The organism is Paraburkholderia sp. JPY419 (assembly GCF_050435705.1).
GTDB classification, from domain to species: Bacteria; Pseudomonadota; Gammaproteobacteria; order Burkholderiales; family Burkholderiaceae; genus Paraburkholderia; species Paraburkholderia youngii.
This window is the reverse complement of record NZ_JBNDKV010000001.1, coordinates 229,286-253,518: the sequence shown is the minus strand read 5'-3', so window position 1 is coordinate 253,518 and position 24,233 is coordinate 229,286. Positions and strand designations below refer to the sequence as shown.

At 59.7% G+C, this 24,233-nt stretch carries 18 protein-coding genes and 2 pseudogenes; 12 read left to right on the top strand and 8 right to left on the bottom strand.

From position 1 onward, the window contains the following. Positions 1-52: 52 nt before the first annotated feature. Positions 53-1,084, bottom strand: coding sequence for a glycosyltransferase family 4 protein (locus QFZ91_RS01180; protein ID WP_429565940.1), 1,032 nt, complete (start codon positions 1,082-1,084; stop codon positions 53-55). A gap of 161 nt (positions 1,085-1,245) precedes the next feature. Between QFZ91_RS01180 and QFZ91_RS01175 the strand changes: the two genes are divergently transcribed. Next, the gene (locus tag QFZ91_RS01175) at positions 1,246-1,788 is read left to right on the top strand and encodes a DUF4142 domain-containing protein (RefSeq protein ID WP_429565939.1); all 543 of its coding nucleotides are present in this window, start codon (positions 1,246-1,248) and stop codon (positions 1,786-1,788) included. Between the two features lie 52 nt (positions 1,789-1,840). Here the strand turns inward: QFZ91_RS01175 and QFZ91_RS01170 are convergent, their stop codons facing one another. Next, positions 1,841-2,827, bottom strand: coding sequence for a hypothetical protein (locus QFZ91_RS01170; protein WP_429565938.1), 987 nt, complete (start codon positions 2,825-2,827; stop codon positions 1,841-1,843). Positions 2,828-3,167: 340 nt separating this feature from the next. Between QFZ91_RS01170 and QFZ91_RS01165 the strand changes: the two genes are divergently transcribed. The 3 genes from QFZ91_RS01165 to QFZ91_RS01155 all read left to right on the top strand — a co-directional run bounded on the left by QFZ91_RS01165 (position 3,168) and on the right by QFZ91_RS01155 (position 6,161). Beyond that, positions 3,168-3,572, top strand: coding sequence for a DUF427 domain-containing protein (locus tag QFZ91_RS01165; RefSeq protein WP_429565937.1), 405 nt, complete (start codon positions 3,168-3,170; stop codon positions 3,570-3,572). Between the two features lie 330 nt (positions 3,573-3,902). Beyond that, positions 3,903-5,585, top strand: a complete 1,683-nt coding sequence (locus QFZ91_RS01160; RefSeq protein WP_429565936.1) for an alkaline phosphatase family protein — start codon at positions 3,903-3,905, stop codon at positions 5,583-5,585. 189 nt (positions 5,586-5,774) lie between these two features. Beyond that, positions 5,775-6,161 carry an MAPEG family protein gene (locus QFZ91_RS01155; protein ID WP_429565935.1) on the top strand — a complete coding sequence of 129 codons (387 nt, stop codon included), beginning with the start codon at positions 5,775-5,777 and terminating at the stop codon, positions 6,159-6,161. A 160-nt stretch (positions 6,162-6,321) separates the two neighbouring features. Here QFZ91_RS01155 and QFZ91_RS01150 read toward each other — a convergent pair whose 3' ends face one another. Continuing rightward, complete coding sequence (locus QFZ91_RS01150; protein ID WP_429565934.1) at positions 6,322-6,480, bottom strand: hypothetical protein; 159 nt, start codon at positions 6,478-6,480, stop codon at positions 6,322-6,324. A 740-nt stretch (positions 6,481-7,220) separates the two neighbouring features. Here QFZ91_RS01150 and QFZ91_RS01145 point away from each other — a divergent pair. After that, a complete protein-coding gene (locus tag QFZ91_RS01145) occupies positions 7,221-8,258 on the top strand; it encodes a glycosyltransferase family 2 protein (protein WP_429565933.1) in 1,038 nt (345 codons plus the stop codon). A 146-nt stretch (positions 8,259-8,404) separates the two neighbouring features. Here the strand turns inward: QFZ91_RS01145 and QFZ91_RS01140 are convergent, their stop codons facing one another. Together QFZ91_RS01140 and QFZ91_RS01135 are read right to left on the bottom strand one after the other, a co-directional pair. Beyond that, positions 8,405-9,070, bottom strand: coding sequence for a class I SAM-dependent methyltransferase (locus QFZ91_RS01140; protein ID WP_429565932.1), 666 nt, complete (start codon positions 9,068-9,070; stop codon positions 8,405-8,407). A gap of 96 nt (positions 9,071-9,166) precedes the next feature. After that, positions 9,167-10,609 carry a N,N-dimethylformamidase beta subunit family domain-containing protein gene (locus tag QFZ91_RS01135; RefSeq protein WP_429565931.1) on the bottom strand — a complete coding sequence of 481 codons (1,443 nt, stop codon included), beginning with the start codon at positions 10,607-10,609 and terminating at the stop codon, positions 9,167-9,169. A 617-nt stretch (positions 10,610-11,226) separates the two neighbouring features. On the opposite strand from QFZ91_RS01135, the gene QFZ91_RS01130 reads away from it, so the two are divergent. The 3 genes and pseudogenes from QFZ91_RS01130 to QFZ91_RS01120 all read left to right on the top strand — a co-directional run bounded on the left by QFZ91_RS01130 (position 11,227) and on the right by QFZ91_RS01120 (position 16,296). Further along, a complete protein-coding gene (locus QFZ91_RS01130) occupies positions 11,227-13,614 on the top strand; it encodes a filamentous hemagglutinin N-terminal domain-containing protein (RefSeq protein ID WP_429565930.1) in 2,388 nt (795 codons plus the stop codon). A 120-nt stretch (positions 13,615-13,734) separates the two neighbouring features. After that, positions 13,735-13,959 (top strand): annotated as a pseudogene (locus QFZ91_RS01125) (IS6 family transposase); the annotation flags it as partial. 795 nt (positions 13,960-14,754) lie between these two features. After that, positions 14,755-16,296: a phospholipase C gene (locus QFZ91_RS01120; RefSeq protein WP_429565929.1), complete on the top strand. Its 1,542-nt coding sequence runs from the start codon at positions 14,755-14,757 to the stop codon at positions 16,294-16,296. Between the two features lie 82 nt (positions 16,297-16,378). Here QFZ91_RS01120 and QFZ91_RS01115 read toward each other — a convergent pair whose 3' ends face one another. Together QFZ91_RS01115 and QFZ91_RS01110 are read right to left on the bottom strand one after the other, a co-directional pair. Next, complete coding sequence (locus tag QFZ91_RS01115) at positions 16,379-16,549, bottom strand: hypothetical protein (protein WP_429565928.1); 171 nt, start codon at positions 16,547-16,549, stop codon at positions 16,379-16,381. Positions 16,550-16,880: 331 nt separating this feature from the next. After that, entirely contained in the window at positions 16,881-17,498 is a 618-nt protein-coding gene (locus QFZ91_RS01110) for a hypothetical protein (protein ID WP_429565927.1), read from the bottom strand. A 510-nt stretch (positions 17,499-18,008) separates the two neighbouring features. Between QFZ91_RS01110 and QFZ91_RS01105 the strand changes: the two are divergent. From QFZ91_RS01105 to tatA, 3 genes and pseudogenes are all read left to right on the top strand, one after another. Further along, positions 18,009-18,368 (top strand): annotated as a pseudogene (locus QFZ91_RS01105) (integrase core domain-containing protein); the annotation flags it as partial. A gap of 659 nt (positions 18,369-19,027) precedes the next feature. Next, complete coding sequence (locus QFZ91_RS01100) at positions 19,028-21,313, top strand: hypothetical protein (RefSeq protein ID WP_429565926.1); 2,286 nt, start codon at positions 19,028-19,030, stop codon at positions 21,311-21,313. A gap of 388 nt (positions 21,314-21,701) precedes the next feature. Further along, positions 21,702-21,914 (top strand): Sec-independent protein translocase subunit TatA, encoded by a 213-nt coding sequence (gene tatA, locus QFZ91_RS01095; RefSeq protein ID WP_429565925.1) that lies wholly within the window; start codon positions 21,702-21,704, stop codon positions 21,912-21,914. Positions 21,915-23,268: 1,354 nt separating this feature from the next. On the opposite strand, the gene QFZ91_RS01090 is transcribed toward tatA, so the two are convergent. After that, a complete protein-coding gene (locus QFZ91_RS01090) occupies positions 23,269-23,628 on the bottom strand; it encodes a hypothetical protein (RefSeq protein WP_429565924.1) in 360 nt (119 codons plus the stop codon). Positions 23,629-23,721: 93 nt separating this feature from the next. Between QFZ91_RS01090 and QFZ91_RS01085 the strand changes: the two genes are divergently transcribed. Next, positions 23,722-24,054: a hypothetical protein gene (locus QFZ91_RS01085; RefSeq protein WP_429565923.1), complete on the top strand. Its 333-nt coding sequence runs from the start codon at positions 23,722-23,724 to the stop codon at positions 24,052-24,054. Positions 24,055-24,233 lie beyond the last annotated feature (179 nt).

Sequence of the window (24,233 nt, the reverse complement as noted above, 5' to 3'; positions counted from 1 at the left end):
AATGGCGCGCCGCGTTAGAAAAAATCCACGCTCGCGCAGGCGTCGTTGCGCTTCAACGCTTCGGCGCCAACAGCTTCCGGTACACCTCGATGTACTCGTCGGCCATGCGTGCCGCGGTGAAGCGCCGCTCGAAGGCTTCGCGACAGCGCGCGCGGTCCAGTTCGTCGATCCGGTTCACCGCATCGACGGCCTCGTCGACACTATCGACGATGAAGCCGGTCACGCCGTCGTCGATGATCTCGCGGACCGAGCCGCGGTCGAATGCGATCACCGGTGTGCCCGCCGCCAGCGCCTCGACCAGCACGAGCCCGAACGGCTCGGGCCAGTCGATCGGAAACAGTAGCGCTCGCGCGGCGCCGATGAAGCGATCCTTGTCACGACCACCGAGTTCGCCGCGATAGCACACATGCGGTTGCCGCATCAGCGACGCGACCTCGTGCTCGTAGTAGACGCGATCGCCGTCGTCGATCTTGGCCGCGATTTCGAGCCGCGCGTTCGCCCGGCGCGCGATCTCGATCGCGAGATCGGGTCGCTTGGTCGGCGCGATGCGGCCGACGAATGCCAGGTAGTCGGACGGCGTGCGGCTGAAGGTGTGAAGGTCGCGCGGCAGGCCGTGATGGACGGTGCGCTGCCACGCGAGTCGCGGCAGCGGCGCGCGCTGCGCGTCGGAGATCGATACCAGCGGCACGTCGCAAAACTCGCGGTACAGCGCCTCCAGACCGGGGATGTCGAGCCGCCAATGCAGCGTCGTCACGTGCGCGCAGCCGAGCCGCCTGCCGAACGGGAAACTCGTGTAGTCGGTATGGAAGTGCACGATGTCGAAGTCGGCCGAACGTTGCACGACCCGTTCCAGCATCGCGACATGAAACGCCTGCGGGTCGGCAGTGTTCTCGAGCTCGCGCAGCGGCCGCGGATAGACGGACACGAGATGCGCGCGCGTCAGCGAGTCGCCGCTCGCGAACAGCGTGACCTCATGGCCGAGTTCGACCAGCGCCTCGGTCAGCCACGACACGACGCGCTCGGTGCCGCCATAGGCGACGGGCGGCACGCGCTCGTAGAGCGTCGACACTTGCGCGATGCGCATGCGAGCCTCCGTCGTTCTTCCGCCGTGCAGACCTCCGTCGTCGAGCATCCACCATTCCCGACGCGCGGTGGACGATGGTATGGCGCTTGCGGGTTGTCGATCGAAGCGTGTCATCCGTCCCGCTTCGATTCATCCCGTTCCACTTCGTAGAGGAGAAAAACATGAAGCGCGTTACCGCCATTGCCGCACTTTGCTGTGGGCTTGCCGCTATCCCTCATATCGCCGGCGCGCAAACCGAGGCCGCCTCGACCACGAGCGCCAATCCGCTGCCTCAGGCCGACAAGGACTTCGTGCAGGCGGCGAGCATGTCGTCGTCGACCGAAATCGACGCGGCCAAGCTCGCGACGAAGAACTCCAGCGACAAGGATGTGAAATCGTTCGCGCATCACATGATGCTCGACCACACGAAGCTCACGATGCAACTGAAGATGGCTGCGCCACACGGCGTCGCGGTGCCCAAGGACAATTCCGACACCGCGGTGCTGGACTCGCTGAAGGGCCTGCATGGCAAGGAATTCGATCAGGCGTATATCCAGAAGGTCGGCTTGCAGGGACACGAGGACGCGCTCGGCGCATTCAAGAAAGAAATCTCGGATGGCCAGAACGCTGATCTGAAGAAGGCCGCGCAAAAAGCGCTGCCGACCATCGAGGAACACTACAAGATGGCGCAGGATCTCGCGACGAAGAAGGGGGTGACGAAGTAGCGCCGCAGGCAGGTACCCGCGCCGTTCGTGTAGTCCGGTAAAGCAGTCCGCGCTAGAAACTCATCGCGAATCCGAACGACACGCCGTGCACGTTGCGACCGAACACGTAGCGCACGATCGCGCGCGTGCGAGTAACGATGACGGGATACCTGCTGCTATCCAGTTCGAGGCCGACTCCCAGCGACGTGAGGTCGTTGAAACCCAGCACCCCGGCGCTGTCGCCGAAATAGTGCGAGTAAGCGGCTTCGAGCACATATCGGACTGGCCGGTCCAGCGCGTGCCAGCCGGTGGGCGCGCGCCAGCGTGTCCATAGGCTCACTTGCTGTGCGGTGGCCGAGCCCTGAACGGCTTGCGATGAACCGCCGAAACTGCGCAGGTAAATATCGGTCGCCCGCAATTCGGCGTCGATTTCGTAGTTTTCGCGGTAGTGCTCGTAGTCGAGCATCAGGGAGCCGCCATAGCCGTAGGCATCTAGCGAGCCGCTCTCGAGGAACTGCAGGTTGCTGTCGGTGACGTGATTGAACAGCGTCTGCCCCACCTTCAGGTCACTCGACACGCGCCCGATCGTACCGTTCAGGATCGGACGGAATGCCAATTCGTCGGTGATGCGGAAATCCCAGCCCAGGCCGACCGTGCCGCTGAAAGTGTTCCACCTGGTGGGCACCGCGCGCTGCTGGGCGCCATCCGTGGCGATGAAAACCGGATCATAGCGGCTGTAGGCCAGCGTACCTTCCATGTACAACGGAAACGACCTGCCGAGCGTGAAGCCGCCGCCGAATTGCGTCTGCCCGAAGCCGGGATTACCGGTCAGGCCGTTATTGACCGACAGATTGCTGGTCGTGACATCCGGGACCGTCGTGTAGCTCATGATCGCGAGTACAGCGTCCGCGTGCTGCTTTACATTGCCGCCAATCACGGTATTGCTCGACAATTGCCCCGGCACGACCTGCGCGTGCGAGGCGCAGGACAGCAGGCTCAAAGGCACAGCGGCACCGGCGCCCCATGCGCGAAGTGACCAACGCTTCCGAAGTCCCGGCATAGTCAAACAACCTCGCCATTTGTCGACGACGAGATTGCAGACTGACTTGCAGGCTCACTTGCACGCTCAGCAACGGCGTATCCAACCAGCATCATGCACTCCTGTCAGTCGGCCAATGTGTTCGTCTTCCGCGAAGTCGCGATTCCGCTGCACTGAAACAGGTGCACGCAGTCGATGCGACTCCGGCGGGCGTTGCGCCGCTCACAGCACCTGGAAGGTCTGCGCTAGTATGTATAGAAATACCCGAAGTGAAGTTGTACGGCAATACGGGCATATCTTCAGTCGCTTGCCTTGGCGCTCGGGCAAGCGACACCACCCACTTCCCCCACGGAGCATCGTTATGTCCACCCATTCGGTCCCGAACGACAAACCCGTCAAGATCCCCGGCCCGGACCATCCGATCACGATCGAGCAGCACCGCGCACGCGTGATCGTGATGGCTGGCGGCCAGGTGATCGCCGATACACACGATGCGTTGACGCTGCGCGAGGCCCGCTATCCGGCCGTGCTGTACATCCCCCGCAAGGACGTGGACATGAGCCGGCTCGAACGCACGGCGCACGCGACTTATTGTCCATACAAAGGCGATTGTGCCTACTTCTCGATTCCATCGGCCGGCGAGCGCGGCACCAACGCGGTGTGGACCTACGAGCATCCTTACGACGCCGTCGCGTCGATCCGCGAACACCTCGCGTTCTACCCCGACCGCGTGGATTCCATCACGCAGGAGCCGGTCGCTCATTAGGCGGACTCGCGCGGGTTATTTGCCCGGCAATCCGGCGCGGCGTGGCGGTCCCTGTTCCGCCACGCCCTCGCGGCATTTGACCACCGACCGACGAAGCGGCACGGACTGCGATAACCCGTGCCGTTTTTTATGCTTGACGACTCGCGCGGATCACGCGCGGAATCGAAGCCGATTCACAGCGCCCGCGCGTCGAACGGATCACACCGACCTTAACAAGACCTTAAGACTTCAGTATCGCCAAATAAAAAAACCAAGGTCACGTAAATGACTTTTTTACGGTTCAAATTCGTCCCGCTTTACCCAAATTCGTTGTCAAGCAAAGGACGAGACATGAAACCGATTACGAAATGGAAGCGTAAGCAAAGCGCAATGTGCGCCGCCGTCGCACTGCTCGCCGGGCTATACTCGGCAGTCGCGACCGCCGGCGACGATCACGATCACGGCCGCGATCACGAGCGCGATCGCGCGTCGGTCAAGCATGTGCTGCTGATCAGCTTCGACGGTCTGCATGAGCAGGACGTCGCGCGTTGCATCGGCGCGAACACCTGCCCCAACCTGGCGCTGCTCGCGAAGTCAGGCACCACGTACACGAACGCGCATACACCGGGACTGTCGGATTCGTTTCCGGGCCTCGCCGCACTCGTGACCGGCGGCTCGCCGAAGTCCGCGGGCCTGTTCTACGACGTCTCCTACGACCGCACGCTCTATGCGCCGTCCGATACCAGTTGCACGGGCCCGACCGGCTGGAATGTCGTGTTCGATGAAACGACCGGCATCGACGGCGAGAACGGCGGCGCGCTGATCCATCTCGACGGCGGCGGCGCGTTCAATCCGCAGGCGATTCCGCATGCGCTCGTCAATGGCGTCTGCACGCCCGTCTATCCGCACAACTATCTGAAGACCAACACGGTCTTCGAAGTGATCAAGGGCAACGTGAACGGCGCGCGCACCGCGTGGGCCGATAAACACGCGTGGGGCTACGACTGGCTCAACGGACCGTCCGGCACGGGTGTCGACGATCTTGCGCGCACCGAAATAAATTCGATCGATCCGGATACCAATACCAACTATCTCGACACGTACACGCACACGGAGAAGTTCGACAACTACCATGTGCAATCGCTGATCCATGAAATCGATGGCAAGGATTCGACTGGTCAAAAGAACGTCGCGGTGCCGACCGTGTTCGGCGCCAACTTCCAGACGCTGAGCGTCGCGCAGAAGGCCACGGTCGTGTCGGGCGGCGGCTATCTGGATGCGAGTTTCACGCCGGGTCCGCAGGTGGCCGGTGCGATTGCGTATATCGACGACGCGTTAGGACGCATCGTGTCCGAACTGAAGCAACGCAATCTCTATTCGTCGACGGCGATCATCGTGACCGCGAAGCATGGCCAGTCGCCGACCGATCATTCGAAGCTGGTGAAGAACGGCGATACGCTGACCAAGCTGCTAGAAGCCAACAACTATCTGGATTCGGGCGGCGCTTTTGGGCAAAACGCTACGACGAGCGGCAACCTGAACGATGGCACCGGGCTCGTCGGCACCGGCATGGTGCAGACCGACGACGTCGGTCTGATCTGGCTGCGCGATCAAAGCCAGACGGCCGCGGTCGTGAAGACGCTGAAAGACAATCTGAGCTGCAACGCGCCGGGGATTTGCGCGGACGGTCCACAGGCGTACATCCTGTCCGGCCCGCAACTGGCGAACCGGTTCGGCGATCCGTCGCGCGGCCGCACACCCGACATCATCGTTCAGCCGAACCCGGGCGTCATCTATACGTCGAGCAAGTCGAAGGACGAGGAGCATGGCGGCAACGCGCCCGACGACAGCCATCTCGGTCTCGTGATGTACGTGCCTCATGCGCATCATGCCGGGAAGGTCAACGACGAGCGAGTGCTGACCACGCAGGTCGCACCGACGATCTTGCGTCTGCTCGATCTGAAGCCTGAGCTGCTACATTCGGTCGCGATTGAAGGAACGCGTCCGCTGCCGGAGTTCGATCGCGAAGACTGAGTGCTTGCTGTAGTCGACGTATTCGAGTAGCGAGCTGCGCCGCGATCGGTGTTGGAACGATCGTGGCGCGGTCGTTTTTGCCGGGGTCCAGCCGCGCGGACCTCGCGTGCCGGCGCGTGCGAGAATGGGAGCCGCCTGATTTTCGCTAAACAGGCGTGCGTCGATCGCCTGACAAGGAGCCGCGCTGCCATGAACAACATTGCTCTCGGATGCGTAGCGGTGCTGGGGCTGCTGTTATTCGGCCTCGGCTTGTCGGTATCGATGCTGCGTTTTCGCGAGCGTACCACTGCGGGCTGTGCCGAGGATCCGGCCGACCTGCTGCACAAGCTGGTTCGGGCGCATGGCAACACAGCGGAATACGCGCCGTTTCTGGCGGTGCTATTTCTCTTTCTGGGCGCGAGATCGCCGTCCACGGTGACGGTGTCGCTGATGGTCATCGCGACCTTGTGCCGGTGCTTGCTCGTCGTAGGGCTTGTCGGGTTTCCGACGATGGCGAAGCCCAACCCTTTGCGCTTCGTCGGTGCGATTGGGACTTATGGCGCAGGGATTGCATTGTGTGTGGCGTTGATGCGCTGAGTCACGGTCCGGACCGACGCCCGCAATCAAAGGCCCGCAGCCAGTTCGTCGCGCCAACTCGTAATCGGGCGCCGGCTCACGCTTTTGCTAGTCCCTTTCAACACTTCGAATTCTGTGCTTCCGTCGGTTCGCGTGAACCGGATATCGAATATCTGCGCGCCTATCTTGAGGTTCGCAAGGTCAGCGTGTCGATCCAGGGGGGCAGCACCGGGTCGACATACAGTTGCCTGCGCGGCGCGTCGGGCTGAACACCCAGGATCGCATACACGAGCGAAAAAATCGATCCCGCGGCCCATGCCTGCGGCACATTTGCGCCCATGTACTGCACCGGAAAGCTCGCCTCCGTGCGCTGGAGGCCTGCAAATAGCTCGGGTAACCGGTTCAGCGGGAAATAGCCGCCTGCATCGCAGATGTCTTTCGCGATTCGTCCTGCCTAGCAGTTGAAGTGACAGCTGCCGGAACATGCGATCGGTCGGCTCATGCTTTCGAAACCGCAGCCGCTCGATCAGTGCCACGATCCATTCGGTGTAGTTCTTAGGCGGGTTTTTCGACAGAATCAACCCGAATGGGACGTTCGCTGTTGCGTTTCAACTGCCACTTACACTACTTACATATGGAAAGTGGCGCTTCACTCCGCTTCTGCGTTAAATTGGCTTCGACCTGTTTTGCATATGTTCAGGCCGCGCCAGGACGGTCAGATTTCATCTGACCTGCGTGTAAAACCGCCGTGGTGTTGGCAGGATCTCACAGGATTCCTCGGCCTGTTCATTGCCATCTGCAGTGCTGACACACCTATCCAGGACAAACCCGCACCATTCGATCGTTATCTGTGGGGGCGCGCACCGAGACCACCAAATATCTGTCGACTCAGCGGGGCTTTGCCTCTATTACTTGGGTTGTCCGACTGCGAGGGCATCGTCGCAGGCAACCCGTCGATCTGGAAAATCTCCACCCTCGCTTTGGGGTGCGATACGGCATCGCCCGCGCTATTTCCGCCTATCCCGACTTCAGCAGAACGCTGTCCGACAATCTTTGCAAACTTGTGTCAGAACCATGACTATGAGCTTAAAGGGCAAAAATCTCGCATCGGCGCCACTTCAAAGCAGTTTCGACGACAAGGAGCCAGCCACCGCGAATCGTACGAGCATTTCCGCGTTGGCACCTTCTGTCACTGTCGTGATGGCCAACTTCAATGGAGAGAACTGGATCGGAGAGGCGATCAGGTCGGTCCAGAGACAGAGCCTCGCGGATTGGGAACTGATCGTTGTTGATGATGCGTCAACCGACGCCAGCACTGAGATTGTCCGCGCCGCTGCTGCTAACGACCCACGTATCGTTCTCCTCACATCTTCTTCCAACGCGGGGCCCTCGGTCGCGCGCAACCGTGCGCTGGCATGTGCGCGAGGACGCTGGATCACGATCCTCGACAGTGATGATGTGTTTGCGGACGGACGCCTTCAGTCGATGCTTGCAAGGGCCGAATCGGACGGCGCGGGCATTGTAGCGGACGACTTGCTCATCATGAGCGAAAGCGGCTCGCTGACCGGGTATTCGCTGCTTGGCCTGCGGACCGCGAGGACCGTCGATGCCGTTGCGCTTGTCAAAGCGCCGCAACTCGGCTATCTGCAGCCCATGATCAGAACCGAACTGCTGTCCGAGCTTCGGTATGACGAGCGGGTTCGCTCCGCCGAAGACTTCGATCTTTTGTTGCGCATGTTGGTCAGGCACGAAGCGGAAATGGTCGTCTATCCGGCTATGGGTTACCACTATCGCAGACGTGATGACTCGCTTTCCACAGACAAGTCAGCGGATCGACGGGCGCTTCGAGGCATGCTCGAAGCAAACGCGCGTTTCCGCGCATCGCACGCGCTCTCAGGAAGATTAGCCCACGCGTGCGCGCATCGGCAGCGAACCCTCGAAACCCAGCTTCGCTGGGTCGATGTCACCGAGGCAGTTCGTGAAAGGCGTTTCGCACAAGCCTTTCGGCACACAATGCATCACCCTTGGGTCCTCAGTTGCGCCGCGCGATTCCTTGCGAAGCATTTTCACTTTCTCGTACTCAGAAACAAACGCCGCGCCGTGACATTGGGACTTTGAGCTGAGACGCGACGGATGCCGGCACGTCCGCAACGGAGGGTGCGGGCGTCCTTTGGGGCGCGGGCGATGCCTGCGATTTTCCAGAACAGCGTGGCTCGAGGCGGCCGCTCAGGGGCGGCATTTGATCAGATGCATGCGTGCAAAATTTACCGCAACTTCAGCACGGCCACGTCCCATTTGAACCGCGTCGACGCGTGTGTGATACGGACACGATCGAGTTCGTCGAAGGCCGCCTTCAACCTGTTCCACGTCCGTATTCCGTCGTCGTGATACCAGATACTGACGATCAATAGCCCACCGGGCGCGAGATAGCGCGCGAGTCGACGAATCTGTTCCTCCGGTTCTTCCAGGTAATAAAGCATCTCGTTGAAGACGATGACGTCGAATACCTGCGAAGGCTCGAAGGTAGCGGCATCGGCGACGGCGAACTCCGCTCCATCGATATTCGCCTGGCGGGCCTGCTCAATGGCGACTTCGGAAAGATCGACGCCGAAATAGCTAGAAATCGAGGCGCCCGAAAGCCAACTTGCAAGAACGCCAGCGCCGCATCCAACGTCGAGCACTCGCGCGGCGGGTTTCAGGTGCTTGCAATACCCGGCGATCACGCTATAGCGGGCAATCTCCTGCGTCGTCCCCAGATAATCCCAGGTGCCCGAGCCGTACGCCTGATTCCACGTCGCATCCGAGATTGAGACGCTGTGAGCCGGCAGTATCCTGGCCCTGATCGCCGGGGGGACAAACCTTTTAACAGGCCACTTTATGGCTTTACCGAGGAATCCGTACACTCCTCTTCTATCTGTCGGATCAAGCATGGTCGGCTCTCATGTCAAACCAACTGACGCTACGTGGCTTCTTCAGGCCAGCACCCGATATCCCCGCGCGACTTCAGGTGCGCGGCAGAATCGTCATTAAGCCTGTGCTGTAACGGACTGTCTGTCGCGATTGCTCGGATTGGCCAGCAAGCGTTCGAAGACGTTGCTGGTGATACGGTCGACGACAGCATGACTTTCGGCGTGCGGATCCATGAGGACGCGAGCCCAATCTGTCGTGCCTGCGTTGAAGACGATGCCCGGCTGAACTCCTCTTCCAGCCGCCCGCTGCAGCACGCCAAATACGCCGCGTCCGCCGACGTCCCATCCGTTCAGCGCGCTTGTCATGCCAAGCACGTGGAAACCATTGGGGTGCGGCGGCAAGCCGTCTACTTCGTAGCCCACCAGACGATCTTCGGCACCAAAAATGTCTCCGTTGTTCAACTCCGTACCGGCGAGCGCCCAGTGACTCGCGTCCTCGACCCGGAATCCGGTTGCTGGGCGCTCGCGCCGGATCCAACCACCACGCAGTAGACGCCATTCTCCCCACCAGCCGCCGCCATAACCATAACTGAGCCCGATCAGGTCGCTTTCGTCGTGACCGGGCCAATTTTCCGCGAGGCGAGTCACGCGCACATCGGGAGCATGAGGGCTGCCGCGCGAAAATTCGATTGGCCGATAGCAGGTGTTTCCACTAAAGATCGCGTAGTGTCCGCCGTTTGCAATGAAGCCGGCCATCCTGTCACGCATGCGCCTGCTCCAGTATTCATGATGACCCACGCTAAGCACGCAGCGATACTGGGTTAGATCAAGCCGGTCACCATCATCGAGATCGAGGTCGGAGTAGAAGTCGCAAGCAATGTTCTTCGCCTGCAGCCAGCGCACGAACTTCGCGTCCCAGTGTGGGAACTGTTGGCGCGGGGACCGAGGTTCATAGGGGTCGGCAGGCTCGCCGAACTGCGCCCCGAAGCCGCCACCTGGTCTTAGCAGGGTCACGGTCGTGACAGGTTTCTTACGTCGAACGGGATCGTGATAAAAACCGCCGCCGCCGATCGAGTTGTACGCTTGATACGTCGCGACAGGCACGATGTAAGCGACCGACGCCGATGGTCGCGGAGGGCGCGCGACCAACATTGCCATACTTCTGCTGTCCGGCGGCAGCCCGTATAGAGGCTCATGCGCGGCGCAGTTGCGCCCCAGCGGGCGCACGGGCTCGCCGTTGGCGCGCACCTCGTAAGCCACCGCGACATACACCCCCGACGTCGCATCGGCTCGATCGAAGCGAAACCGGAAGCTCGGCCACCGCCATGCAGCGTCGCAACGCGTTGCGGTTCGTCCGCGCGGCGAAGTCAGCACCCATTGGCCACTCACGCTGTCGCAATCCATCGCGCCGCGGTCCTCTACAAGGATGCCGCAGTGGAACTCGAGCGCTTCTCCGATGCCTTGCCGGTAGATTGCAACAGAAAAGCGGCGCCCTGGCTCGACGGCGAGTTCGAAAATGCCGCCGGCATCGTAGGCGGGCGCGAGCGGATATAACCTCATCGATCACTTTCTCCGATCTTTGACGAAGCTGCACGTGGACGAGATGGCGGGTCATAGTGGCAACCATGTGCCGCACCGGGCAATTTGACGCGGGGTTACTCACTGCGATGTGAATGCTTTGGGCGCCCTTTGGGTCTGTTCGGAATTGGCAAAATGATACCTCCCGCGCTCCGCTTTCAATTACACGGTATGCGACATAAGATACGCGGTATGCGCCGAGTGACCTCGAAATGCTTGATCACCGGGCTGTTCAACGCCATCAAGCGACATTCGCCCCTCCCGTTAGACGGACGTTCAGACGTCGGCACCGCATTGCAAATGGTCCTTGGCCTTTGGGACACGAATGCCGGTATCGTCCGTCGCCATAGACTGTCCACAGCACGTATCACAGTCGACTGCAGTTTCGCGTTGATTTCGTAAAAGCATCCGGAGATGCCGCTACGCGCCAGGCGCCCACGAGCGCACAGAATAAAAGGCGAAGAAGGCACAAAACGCAGAGATATCGGCATACATTTGCGACGCCAGCGGCTATCCTTCAGACGCTGCGACTAACGCGTTTCCGGTCGGCTCTGCTGGTCGTCGGCAGCCATTCCGCGTCTCCCGCGGAAAGGGGGGCTATGTCACGTCCAAAACGGCCCGCGCGACGCGCACTGCATCGTCGGCAGTCAATCGCACGCATCTGGCTCGTCATCGGTATTTCAGTTACCGGGCTGTGCTTTGCACATGCGACGCTCGCGGCGGGCGCCCTTCCACAAGGCGGCGCTTACGTGGCCGGCACCGGCACGATAGCAAGCCAGGGGAACGGCCTCGTGGTTACCCAACCGGGTTCGACGCGTGGCGTGATCGAATGGAACAGTTTTTCCATCGGCAGGAACAACAGCGTGGCGTTCGACAACGGCTCGGGCGCGACGCTGAACCGCGTGAAGGGCGGCTCGCCCTCAGCCATCTTCGGCAGGCTCAGTGCAACGGGCAGCCTGTATGTGATCAATCCGCAGGGCATCGTCGTGGGACCCTCGGGCGTGATCAGCACCGGTGGCCGCTTCGTCGCGTCAACCCTTGATGTCTGCGACGACGCGTTCATGCAGGGCGGTGGCTCCATTACGCTGTCGGGCGACGCGGACGCAAGCGTGATCAACCTCGGCAAGATCAGTTCGAGCGGCGGCGATGTGTTCCTGATCGCGCGGGGCGCCGTCATCAACGCCGGCAATATCTCAGCACCCAACGGCACGGCCGAACTGGCTGCAGGCGAACAGGTGCTATTACAGGACTCGGGCAGCAGCAAACAGGTGTTCGTGCAGACGGGCAGTCAGGGCACCGTGATCAACAGAGGGCACATAAACGCCGCGCAGGTCAGCCTGCAGGCAGCCGACGGCAACGTCTACGCCCTCGCGGGCGGCGGCACGCGTATCCGTGCGACGGGCACGGCGAATCGTGACGGCCACGTGTGGCTCGTCGCCGATGGCGGCCGTGTCGAGCAGTATGGCAAGATCGCCGCGAGCAACGCGGATGGCAGCGGCGGAACGGTCGACACGCAAGCGGCACAACTGGCCTTCGGCAAGCACGCAGCCGTTCACGCGGGCCAATGGAACCTGCTGACGCCTACTTTCACGATCGATGACGCCGCCGCGCGCACCTTGCAGCGCAGCCTGAACGCGGGCACGTCGATCGATGTCACGACGACAGGCGCGAACGGCGCAACGGGCGATCTGGGCGTCGCTTCGAGCCTGGGCTGGAGCGGTCCGGCTTCGCTCACGCTCGCCGCGTATCACGACGTGTCGGTGGCGACGGGCACGACCATCGCGAACTCCGGTGCGGGCAACCTGACGTTGCGCGGCGACGCAGCCGGCATCGACAACGGTGGCAGCGTTAACAACAACGGGACGATCGACTGGTCGCGCAGCACGGGCATCGTGAGTGCATTGCATGACATAGCTGGTGGATACTTACCGGGAAACATTCTCTCAAACAGCACATGGTCTGCCGCTCCAGACAGTGGTCTGGTGACGCAAGTTACCGCCTATGCGCTGGTGAATACCGTCTCCGATCTGGGCGCAGTTAACTTCAACCCTTCAGGCAACTACACGCTCGGCAGGAACATCGACGCCACGCCCCCGCCCGGTGAATTCAGTTCGACCGTGGCTTCGTTCTCGGGCCAGTTTGATGGCATGGGACACACGATTTCGAATCTTTGGTTATCTGAATCGCTTTTCGGGGACATCGGGTCTTCGGGCGTCGTTCGGAACCTCAACATTCAGGGCACTGCCAACTTGCCCAAGTCTGACGCCTGGGCGGGCTTTCTCGCAGACAGGAACGACGGCACGATCGCATCCGTGCATTCAAGCGGCAGAGTTACTTCAATCGGCCGTCTTTCAACTGGAGGACTTGTGGGCTTGAACTTCGACGGCACGATCACGCGTTCGTCAAGCACCGCCGACGTTTCGTCTGATTCAGCGACGGGAGGCCTGGTCGGAACAAACAGCTTCGGCGTAATCCGGCAATCGTTCGCATCGGGCGATGTCACCTCGACCCATCTTCAAGGAGCGGGCGGTCTGGTCGGCTACAATTTTGGCGTTATTACAGAGTCTTATGCGACTGGAACAGTTCATGTGCAGCCGCAATGTGACACCGTCAATGCGTGCGGGGGTGGGTTAGTTGGCGGGACTTCAGGCACGATCAGTCAGTCGTTCGCAACCAGCAAGATTGACGAGCCATCCGGACCTGCGGGCGGGCCGGGCGGCATCGCGGATTACAACGCAAATTACATCGCGTCTTCCCCGGGGACCATCACAAACGATGTCTACTGGGATACGCAAACGACAGGCGCGCCAGTCGGCGTCCGCACCACGATCCTAGGCGCGAACCTGGGTAACGCTCAAGGCTTGACTACTATGCAGATGAGCACGCCGTCCAGCTTCGGTTCGACATACAACTTTGGCCCAGGCGGTGTTTGGGCGATGCCCGTTGGAGCGACGCATCCGATATTGCAGTGGCAACTGGCGCAATGAGACGGGCTGCTATCCACAACCATCAGCGAACAGTCATCCTGTTGCATTGTGGCGGTAGTGGGTCAACCAGCAGCCGCGCCACGACTGCCTATCGGGTCAGTCAAGGTCGAAGACGAGTTCAACCGGGCAGAGAACAGCCATCAACCCACGCGGGAGCGCGAGCGGCGCATGCCAGGCTTTCGCGACCCGAAGCGTACGCAGGCCTTCCTGTCGAGCTTTGGTCCGATCCGGCAGCACTTCGCACTGGAACCACATGGGTTGCGCGCTTTTCTCTACCTCGCGGCCCGGTTCGTCGCGTGGCGCGAATTTACCAATGTCACCCAGACTCCGTCGAATGTCTTCTGAGCCGCAGTGCGTTATGGATCACCATCAACGACGTCGATCAAGTTGACAGTGCCGATCGAACCAGTCGAGCGTCTGGGGAAAATACTACTTGAGCGCGCTGCGCTTCCTGGACCACGTCACGCTCAAACGCGGGTGGTCGGTCGATGAACTCCCGATAGCACGCCGACGCCACGCAGACTCCCGGTCATCCCCCAGGACGAGATCACTCAGTTCCTTGAAGCGGTCCGTAGCGTCAAGCATCGCACCGTACTGATCGCTGCCTACGCGGCCGGCCTTCGCATTTCGGAAGCCACCCGGCCGAAGTTCGGCGATATCGACAGCAGTACCAACTCCTCCCGACAAACTGTCGAGATGGACGACATCGAGCGCGTGGCCTCGATCGGAATCTGAGCAGCTATTCGGCAGCCATTCGCGGGGTTAGCCTGCGCACCTCATTTGATGAAAAGCATAGTTTTCCTACGCAATCGCTGACGAGCGATGCAACGAGTGCGCGCCGGCCACGGTGCAGCCGCTTCACGAACGCCGGTAGAGATACGTCCTACCCGAAACGTGGAACCGCAATGGTTAGACGAGGATTGATCTGACGTTTGACTGCCACCGCGCCACGCTGTGAATGCTGGGTACGCAAAAATATTGAAGCAGCGTCACCAAAATGCCATTCCGCCTGATTACGCTGACTTGAGCCTCTCACGCTGGTTCCATCGCAGTTTCGCAAGCTGACTGCCGTGTCGTCCTCAACAAATCGCTTGATGGGTCAATCCTGTCGAATGGCAATGAATCTGAAAGAGTCCGAAAATGGAAACGCCGAAACCAAATCGAATTGCCCTTGCCGCACTGTTGGTAACTGCGGTGAGCAGTGGACTGCTGCTCTCGACACCCGCCCGTTCCGATAGTGAATCCTCCACCAGAACGCCTATCAAGCACATCGTCGTGATCTTTCAGGAGAACGTCTCCTTCGATCACTACTTCGGCACCTATCCGCACGCGAAACCAAACAGGGACGGCACGCGCTACTTTGGCAACCCGAAGGAAGATACGCCAAGGCCAAATACGCTATTGAGCGCGGGCTTGCTGACCAACAATCCCAACGGCCAGAATCCGTTCCGGATTGACCGCAGCGTACCCGTGACCTGCGATCAAGATCACGGCTACAGCGACGAACAGTTCGCGTTTCACGGTGGATTGATGGATCGCTTCCTCACGCACAGTTGCAACGATGCGATACTCGGTCCGAACAGCACACTGGGCTACTACGACGGCAACACCGTCACCGCGCTGTGGAACTATGCGCAGCATTACGCGATGAGTGATAACTCGTTCGGAACGAGTTTCGGTCCGTCAACGCCCGGTCTTCTCAACCTCGTGGCCGGCACGACTTACATGGGAACGATCACCAACAACATTCTGACGAGCGGCAACATTGCCAATGGCGGCACCAGCGGAGCGGTCATTGGCGATCCGGATCCGGCCGGTGACAAGTGCTCCGATCCCAAGCGCACTCAGATCACGATGTCAGATGAGAATATTGGCGATCGGTTGAATTCCGCTGGTCTTACCTGGGGCGCGTTCATGGGAGGCTTCGACAACTGCGCGGCGACCCATAACAACGTCGCCGGCGCCAGTGTCGTCGACTATATCCCCCATCATGCGTTTTTCCAGTATTGGAAGAGCACGCAGAATCCGCAGCACCTGCCACCGAGTTCCGATGCCGCGATTGGCAAGTTGGATCAGGCCAATCATCAATACGATTTGAATCGGTTCTACACAGCGATCGCGCATCACAACCTGCCGGCGGTGAGCTTCCTCAAAGCACGAGCGTTCCAGGACGGCCACGCCGGATATTCGGATCCGCTGGACGAACAGATGTTTGTCGTCGATGTGATCAACGCTCTCATGCATTCACCGGAGTGGCGTGAGACCGCGGTCATCGTCGCCTACGACGACTCGGATGGATGGTATGACCATGTGATGGGCCCCATCGTGTTCCAGTCCAACGTGCTGGATGACCAGCTTCTCCCGCCCGGAAACTGCGGTCAGCCAAAGGCCAACGATCCTGCAAGCGGTACCCAGAACGGGCGCTGCGGCTACGGCCCCCGGCTGCCGCTGCTGGTGATATCGCCGTGGGCCAGGACCAACTACATCGACCATCAGGTGACCGACCAGTCTTCGATCATTCGTTTCGTCGAACACAACTGGAACCTGCAGCCTATCGGCGGCGGTTCCGCGGATGCGGTTGCGGGGTCGTTGAACGGGTTCTTCGATTTTGACCATGGTCCGCGTGCGGGACGTCTGATTCTCGACGACCGCACGGGCCAGATCGCTTCGTTCGATCAGTAACTGCGGCTATGCGTGCGGGCGGCATCAGTCCTCGCACGCATCTCGGCGGCTCAATCATCATCCGCCTGAACAAAGGTCCTGACTATAAGCCGGCATCGGACGATTCGAACCTCTCGATTTTATTGCCAGCGAAGACAAGGTGGTCGGCCTTCTTGCGCGGCGCTTCGGCCTGCCGCTCGCGCCAGCGCCGCACGAACGAGCTGACACGGCCATCGCTGCCGGCATAGCCCTGTTCACGGATTGCCTCGAACATGAAGCGCGCCGTGCGCCGGTCACGCTTCGGTCGATGACTGTCCGCCCGGAGCCAACCCGTCAATTGCGCAGCCCAGTCATCGATGACACTGGGACTGGTGCGCTTCGGATACTTTGGATTCCCGTGGACTGCATAGAAACCGCTAGGTCAGAGACGACAGCAAGCACGGTCATTCCTGATCCGCCATCCCAATTTTGTGGCCACGCTTATTTCATCTATCGCGCGCAGCAACTCCTTTAACGCGAGTGGCTTCTTGAGACGTAGATCGCCAGGCCCGCGCTCGACTTGGACGACCGCATGGCGTTGCGTGCGGCGCTATTTCAGGGTCGAGCTAAAAAGGCGGCAAGCTCAATCGTCCTGCTGGCGCCGAACCGACAACCACGTCCCCGCCGGACAACGGAGCCAATAGCCGCTCCACACGCGGCCGCGCCACCGCCAACGCCATCCCGATCCCACCCACCAGCCCCACCCCGTACAAGGCTAGAAAGGCCGTATAGGACATCGCCGGGGCGATAAGGCGCGCCACGCCTACAAAAGACGCATAGAGCCACGACACCGAACTGATGGCCCCCAACAAGACGCATATCGTCGCCGCCCGACGTGGGCGACGCTGCGGTGTGGTCAGCATCGGAAACGCGACTCGATGCAGCAGCAAGCCGTTCGCCGTCAGCAGGCATACCACTGTCAGCTTTGCAGCCAGCTTCGGCTTGGAGACCAGCACAGCCATATGTAAGCCGGTGCCAAGCAGGATCATAGCGACGCCCGTTATCCAGAGCAGGCCGAGCAACCCTGCAATGGTACGTCCGGTGGCTTCCAGTCTGACGGCATCAATGCGCCGAGCTGTGAGCAGCGCCACGTCTTCCCGCAACACGCGCGCGATGGCGAAGGCGAAGACGAGGGTGTGGCTATATAACAAGAGCTGGCGAGCGGTGATGGTAAGCATGCTCATGACGGGCCTCACTTCCTTATGAGGGTTTCGCGGACCGACTCCTGGCCGGCGGTCGGTGATCGTTTTTTGAGGCGCGTGGCCTTCCAATTTCCGACCAGAGCCCACTGTGCCGACGATTGCATTTAACGGCTTGCCGACTCGACCGTTCTAATCGTCAGTCCGGCTGGTGAGCGTCGCGGCTACTGCTCGACAAAGCTTCGGGAATCTGGCCAGCTGCTCCCCGTATGATTTTCCGGCAGTTGCGGGCGCTTCGTTGCGGACACAACGAAGTCAACAGTTTTGCGAACTTGCTCACGGCAGGGTCTCTCATAGGTCCTGTCATTTTTTGATAGTGCAAGGAAGATGATAGATGGGCCATATGTTTTTGGTACGCACGTTGGGGAAAAAACCTGTTGTGTTGTTTGTGTTGTGTTGGAAAACGAACATAACGAGGACAAGTAAAAAACGGTTCTAGAGCTACGCGAGGAGGTTGTCTTCGCAATCTTTTCATTCAACAACAGCATATCTGTCCCGCTGCTGCGTGTGCTGACCGATCGCGGCACGGAATACTGTGGCAATCCCGAGCATCACGAATATGAGCTGTAGCTGGCCGTGGAGGATATCGATCACACTCGTACCAAGGCCAAGTCGCCGCAGGCCAACGGGATCGTCGAACGGCTGCACAAAACCATGCTCAACGAGTTCTATCGTGTGGCCTTCCGAAAGAAGATCTGCGAATCGATAGACGTGTTGCAGACTGATCTTGATGCGTGGCTCGACCAGTACAACAATGAACGTGAACATCAGGGACGATGGTGTTACGGCAAGGCCCCGATGCGCACCTTTCTCGATTCACTGCAACTCGCCAGGGAGAAACTCATTCCCCATTGATCGCGTCTTTTCTATCGGCCCAGACTACCTGTCAGATCGAGTTTCAGCTAACACACTTCAGCTATGGGATTCGTGAAACAGGGGCAAGGTCACTTTCGGCTCTGAACGCTCCCCAAGATCATTGGAAAGATAAGGAATTGGAAGCGTCGCAGCCGCAGAGCAGGCAGGACCGCCCCGTGGAACAGTGCTCATCGTCCACCACCCTCTGGACGTTCGTCGCTTCCGATTCGCAGACCGCGAAAAAAGTAACCTGCGGGCGCCTTTTTGTCGGAAAGATCAACCTATTTTCCGCCGTGCTCTAACCTCCGGCCCACTTCCTGCCGACATCCAGTAGTATCTCTTACCTGATGAGACGCTCGAAAAGGTAAGAATTACCTAATCACTGTCGCTTATTCCCTTTTTGCGAATTCGCTCGCTGACTGCGCAAAGGCAGGTCAAGTGAGGATCGCTCCGGTAATCGAAATCCCTCCGACAAGCAGTTCGATAGAAAACGCGGCGCCTTGATGAACGCCTGGGAGCCGTCGTCCGATCGTATTGCAGCGGTTTGATAAGCATACCGAATTAAAAGGTGCAACCACTTTCTGGCGCACGTCAGACCCGTGTGACTCGAGTGCTTACCAACTGAATTTGGCCGGGTCTTCCGGCTGCGGATTATTTCTGTGATCAATCGACGACGATTTCTCGGCTGCCTGACGGCAGCTGCAAGCAGCTATGTACTGGTGGCGTGCGGTGGCGGGAGCAACAGCGACGCCACTGCGCCTGGCAGCAACAGCAGTGCGGCCAAGGCAAACGCCAGCGTATCCACCTCACCTAACGGCACGACAACCCCGCCGGCAGCGTCCATTGTCGACGCCTCCGGCATCGTGTGGACGACCTCGAACGGGTATATCTACAGGAACGGGACCAAAGACCCCTACTCGTACAACGTCACAATGCTGCTGTGGTACAACGGCAGCGTCTTCCAGCAGAACACGAGCGGGGATTATTATGTGTGGCTTGGGACGGGGTGGACAAACTCTGTCGATCCGCGCCTCATTGCGGCCAACGGTACGACTTCTGCCAACGGCACGACAACCCCGCCGGCGTCCGCCATTGTCGACGCCAGCGGCAGTGTTTGGATGACCGCCAACGGGTATATCTACAGGAACGGGACCAAAGACCCCTACTCGTACAACGTCGTGATGCTGCTGTGGTACAACGGCAGCGTCTACCAGCAGAACACGAGCGGAGATTTCTATCAGTGGATTGGGTCGGGATGGACACCGGCTTCCAATCCCTGCCTCGGGGGCACTTCGGCCAACGGCACGACAACCCCGCCTGCGGCGTCCATTGTCGACGCCAGCGGCATCGTGTGGATGACCTCCAACGGGTATATCTACAGGAACGGGATCAAAGACCCCTACTCGTACAACGTCGCGTTGCTGCTGTGGTACAACGGCAGCGTCTACCAGCAGAACACGGGCGGGGATTTCTACAAATGGCTTGGGACGGGCTGGACACCCGCTGTCGATCCGCGGGTCGGGGGTAATATTTCGGCCAACGGCACGACAACCCCGCCGGCGACGTCCATTATCGACGCCTCCGGCATCGTGTGGACGACCTCCAACGGGTATATCTACAGGAACGGGACCAAAGACCCCTACTCGTACAACGTCACAATGCTGCTGTGGTACAACGGCAGCGTGTACCAGGAAAACACGAGCGGCAATTTCTATCAGTGGCTTGGGTCGGGATGGACGTCCTGTATCGATCCGCGCCTTGGCGGCACTTCGGCAGACGGCACGACGATTCCGTCCGCCGCCTACATCATCGACAAGTCCAGCAACATCTGGACGCTTTCGAACGGCTATATCTACAAGAACAAGGTCAAGGATCCGTCCTCCTCCAACGTGAGCCTGCTGTTGTGGTATGGCGGCATGATCTACCAGTCGGGGACGGGCGGGCAGTTCTCTGTCCTGACATGGAACGGCAACTGGTTACCGTGTACGGACCCGCGTATCGCCGCGGCGGCGACGCCGGGCGCGTTCTACGGCATCAACGGGCACTACGATTATACGTTTACGCCCGCGCAGGTCGTCGGCGCGCTGCGTGCGCTAGGATGCACGACGTATCGCGTCGGCGTTTTCAATACGCCGACCCAGATAAACGCGTTGGTAGCCCTGGCAAGCGCTTTCAAGTCCGCCGGACTGACGCTTTTCCCGCTCGTCGAATACGGGCTCCGTGACACAAACAACAACCTGTACACGAGTGAATCGGCGGCCTATCAGGCTTCATTCTCAGGGGCTGCGGCGATTGCCACGGCGCTGGCGCCGTATGGCGTCACGATGTACGAATGTGGCAATGAACTGACCCGCGACGGGGCGATCATCCTGAATTCGGCAACAGCCGGAACAGGCAGGGGCGACTTCAACAACGCGAACTGGCCGATCATGCGCGGCGCGATGCGCGGCATGATCGATGGCATCAAATCCGTGCAGCCGAACGCCAAGTGCGGTATCAACTTCTGCGTGGCGGACGTCGCCGCTTCCGACATGCTCTGGGATGGCCTGCAGCCGGATGGAACGAGCGGTTACCCTAAGGTTCGCTGGGACATCACGACGTGGCACAACTACCAGCCTTATGGCGATATCTTCGATGTAGGCTCGGACGGTGCCGGTCCAGGCTTCAACCTGCCGATCTACTGCAAGGCGCGCTATGGAGTGCCGTTCATCATCTCCGAATGGAACGCCGCCCCCGAAGATACCGAAGCGTTCCGCGCGACCTACGTCAGTCAGCAGCTCGGCGAATTCTATGCGGCGCGCAAGACGTCTGCGGTTCAGTCAGTGATGTACTACGACTTGACGAGTGGTGACCAGACGTTCGGCATCGTCTCGAACAGTCTGGTACCGATCCAGCCGACTTACGGTGCGTTCCAGAGCTTCGTCGCAGCGAATCCTGACACCTGAGCCGATGCGGACGCCAGAGTCGGTATTCGCGATCGTCCCGGCACTAGCATGTCTCGATATGCCGAATGTGCGTGAACGCTAGCGTTTTCACACCTGGCTTCTGCGTTTGAGAAGGTCCGCAATTGCGTCGGCAGCGAACGCTTCGAACGCTGCGAACGCAAATCACGGCTGGGACGACCGGAGCTTTCTTGAGTCTGCGGGTGACACGCATTGGTGGCGGCACATTGGTGGCGGCAATCACGGTTTCGATTGCGCAATTGGCTCAATGAGACGGGATCGCTTCGGAGTTTGACAATGGGGGCTACACCGGAACCCGCTACTAATTTCCGGGACGTGCGGAAAAGCTGCGCGTCATCGTTCAACGTTTTTCTAGTTCTAGAGGTTTGATATGGGAAGTCTCAGCATCGGTCATTGGCTAATCGTTCTGGCCATTATTGCGCTTGTTTTCGGCACCAAGAAATTACGTACCGCCGGTTCCGACCTGGGCGGTGCCTTCAAAGCATTCAAGGAAGGCATGGGTGGTGGGTCACCGTCGACCACTAATGCAGCCGCAGCCCAGCCGACGATTGATGTTCAGGCGAAGGATGTAGTCGCGAAGTAACGGACCCGCCACATTAGCATCCAGGGCCACCGCCTCCGGGTTATAGAAATTCGCTCGTTTCTGCGGTGTGCTCGGTACAAGCCCCGATCTCGCCGATATCCTGCCAGGCGGCCGCGCCCAGATCGTCCCACTCAATGTGAACAATAACGAGCCTGCGGTGCCGGCTCCAAAGGCAGTTGATGGTTGAGAGTGTGAGTTCGGCGATGCAGGTAGCAGGCGTCCGGCCGCTCGATAGCTCCACCGTCGGCAATCCGCCACATTGCTGACCTAAAATCCAGCCCGCTCCAATGTCGGCTCTGGCGTGCAATAGCCATCGCATCTCTCCCTGCCCGCAACCCTCGATAAGAGAACGTGACGCCCGCATAACGCTGACCCTAATGTTTCTCGCCCGCGAAGCGCCCAGCCAAGTCTCGACAGATTCCGTCATTAGCGCTCGGAACTTGAGGCATGTTGCGAGTTGGTACCCATGTGCCCCTCAGGGTGCGCCCCGCGATTTGTCGTGGCAGGGCCGTCACCTCACTGGAACCATAGTTGCACCCGGTAAGACCGTCAGTGTTCAGAGTCGGTGACAGCCAAATCCATCACTGATATACCGTTATGAGAGAATCTTCTCCCTGGATTTCGGTTCGGACTTCTTTAACGATTCTGCAGGTGCTTTCCTTATAAAATAGCGACGCGCTGCCTCGTTACTCAAATCTTGCGACGATGCTGCGGGGTATTCCCGTTGGACAACGTTTGCAAGCGACGAAGCCAGTTCCTGGGGTACTCCAAGCAGCATGAGTCGTGACACAGCATCAATCGCCGACTTCACGCATGTGTACGTCGATATCACCACGCGGAGACCGACGACTATCACCGACAGCTTCAAGACGGCGCTCGATAGGCTTCGATCGTACGCCAGCTGAAATACGTCCATCGCATGGATTTCTGGTCGCATGCTCGGAACGACCCCTTCGGAAACGCGGCGACTTCGTGCGGACTTCATTCGGGACGTGGATTACATGGCAATCGCACCGCAGGCCGTGCAGATGACTTCTTGTTCGGCGCGTCGCGTGACCTATCGCTCCATCAGTATTCCTCTATTATCTGGCCGCATTCCTCGACAGCGTCAACGTCCAGCATCGCGCCACTGCAGACTTCGCGGTTTCTGTTTTAAAAGCCCGCGTAGACGGCCTGTCTTCGATCCACATCATCCATTGGAGCGCCGACCATTTCCGCCGCGTTGTGCCGACGCAAGACCACTCGCTCGACAATCCGACATGCGCCGCAATTTTAGGTTCATCGCCGTAATTGCCCGACAGTTGTTTGACTAACCGCTCGGCAAAGCCCCGATACTTCTCCCACGGAATGGTCGTCACCGGCCGACCAGGCCCCGGCGTGCCAGTTCGCCGGCCAGGTCGTCGGACAGGTTTACCACCGCCTCAATCGGGCAGCGCAAGTCCTTGCGTCTCTTTCGAACGTCAGCATTCGCCAGTTTAGACAAGTCTTCCACATCATCGCGGTAAGTCGCGTATTCCCGGCTCCTGTAAGCCCTTTCCAACGCTGGGTAATTAACGACCTTTCCGTTCGGAAATTCCTTTTCAAAAGCAATTTTAAAAAGTTCCGCAACATGGCGTTTTACACCAGCAGTTAAATTATGTATTGCCTCGGCGTCGCTTTCGGGGTCGATGGTAAAGACGTCAGGGGCAATCGTGCGAAGCCAACTAAGCAGCATCGTCCAATCCGTGCTATCGCGCGAATCCGGTTCTAGCCTCAGAACTTTTCCAAGTAACCGGTGCCTGTCCTCTTGGGGGCGCGCGTTAAGCTTATGCAGCAGACTAAAGTTTGCGATATAGACAGCCGGGACCGGGACGGCGATTTGCCGCCGTGGCAGATCTATGAAGAATTGTTTGAAGCGGACGATGTCGTCTACCTTGAGTTCGAGGGTGTGAAAGTCGACATCACGATGATCGACGGGCCCTACCAGCGGGCAGTCCGGCTAGAGTTGCCCTCCGGGACTTCGCGGCAGCTTGGCATCCTGCCTCCTGACTGGAAACGTGACACGAAGTGGTCCGATCCTGACGCGATCCAGCGCGGCATCGAGCAGCTGTGGCGCCTGTCGCAGAAGAAGACCGACGAGGGCGGGTCGGAGGAGCCATGAGCACAAAAGTCACAATCGAGCATCAAGAGCGGGAGGACGGCGCGCCCGGCTGGCACTTGTATGAGGAGCTCCTGGACGCCGAGGACTTCGTGTAATTGGAGCTCGACGGTGTGCAACTCGACGTTGGCGTCGGCCGCGGCGGCTCGCTGGCCGGGTCTCCAGTCGACACGGTGCTGCTA

What these genes read in the sequence shown, in the direction of transcription:
- QFZ91_RS01120 (WP_429565929.1), top strand. Translation starts at nt 14,755, where the DNA reads ATGGAAACGCCGAAACCAAATCGAATTGCCCTTGCCGCACTGTTGGTA.
- QFZ91_RS01115 (WP_429565928.1), bottom strand. Translation starts at nt 16,549, where the DNA reads ATGTTCGAGGCAATCCGTGAACAGGGCTATGCCGGCAGCGATGGCCGT.
- QFZ91_RS01090 (WP_429565924.1), bottom strand. Translation starts at nt 23,628, where the DNA reads ATGCTGCTTAGTTGGCTTCGCACGATTGCCCCTGACGTCTTTACCATC.
- QFZ91_RS01165 (WP_429565937.1), top strand. Translation starts at nt 3,168, where the DNA reads ATGTCCACCCATTCGGTCCCGAACGACAAACCCGTCAAGATCCCCGGC.
- QFZ91_RS01110 (WP_429565927.1), bottom strand. Translation starts at nt 17,498, where the DNA reads ATGAGCATGCTTACCATCACCGCTCGCCAGCTCTTGTTATATAGCCAC.
- QFZ91_RS01150 (WP_429565934.1), bottom strand. Translation starts at nt 6,480, where the DNA reads ATGGGCGCAAATGTGCCGCAGGCATGGGCCGCGGGATCGATTTTTTCG.
- QFZ91_RS01145 (WP_429565933.1), top strand. Translation starts at nt 7,221, where the DNA reads ATGAGCTTAAAGGGCAAAAATCTCGCATCGGCGCCACTTCAAAGCAGT.
- QFZ91_RS01170 (WP_429565938.1), bottom strand. Translation starts at nt 2,827, where the DNA reads ATGCCGGGACTTCGGAAGCGTTGGTCACTTCGCGCATGGGGCGCCGGT.
- QFZ91_RS01140 (WP_429565932.1), bottom strand. Translation starts at nt 9,070, where the DNA reads ATGCTTGATCCGACAGATAGAAGAGGAGTGTACGGATTCCTCGGTAAA.
- QFZ91_RS01180 (WP_429565940.1), bottom strand. Translation starts at nt 1,084, where the DNA reads ATGCGCATCGCGCAAGTGTCGACGCTCTACGAGCGCGTGCCGCCCGTC.
- QFZ91_RS01175 (WP_429565939.1), top strand. Translation starts at nt 1,246, where the DNA reads ATGAAGCGCGTTACCGCCATTGCCGCACTTTGCTGTGGGCTTGCCGCT.
- QFZ91_RS01155 (WP_429565935.1), top strand. Translation starts at nt 5,775, where the DNA reads ATGAACAACATTGCTCTCGGATGCGTAGCGGTGCTGGGGCTGCTGTTA.
- QFZ91_RS01130 (WP_429565930.1), top strand. Translation starts at nt 11,227, where the DNA reads ATGTCACGTCCAAAACGGCCCGCGCGACGCGCACTGCATCGTCGGCAG.
- tatA (WP_429565925.1), top strand. Translation starts at nt 21,702, where the DNA reads ATGGGAAGTCTCAGCATCGGTCATTGGCTAATCGTTCTGGCCATTATT.
- QFZ91_RS01135 (WP_429565931.1), bottom strand. Translation starts at nt 10,609, where the DNA reads ATGAGGTTATATCCGCTCGCGCCCGCCTACGATGCCGGCGGCATTTTC.
- QFZ91_RS01160 (WP_429565936.1), top strand. Translation starts at nt 3,903, where the DNA reads ATGAAACCGATTACGAAATGGAAGCGTAAGCAAAGCGCAATGTGCGCC.
- QFZ91_RS01085 (WP_429565923.1), top strand. Translation starts at nt 23,722, where the DNA reads ATGCAGCAGACTAAAGTTTGCGATATAGACAGCCGGGACCGGGACGGC.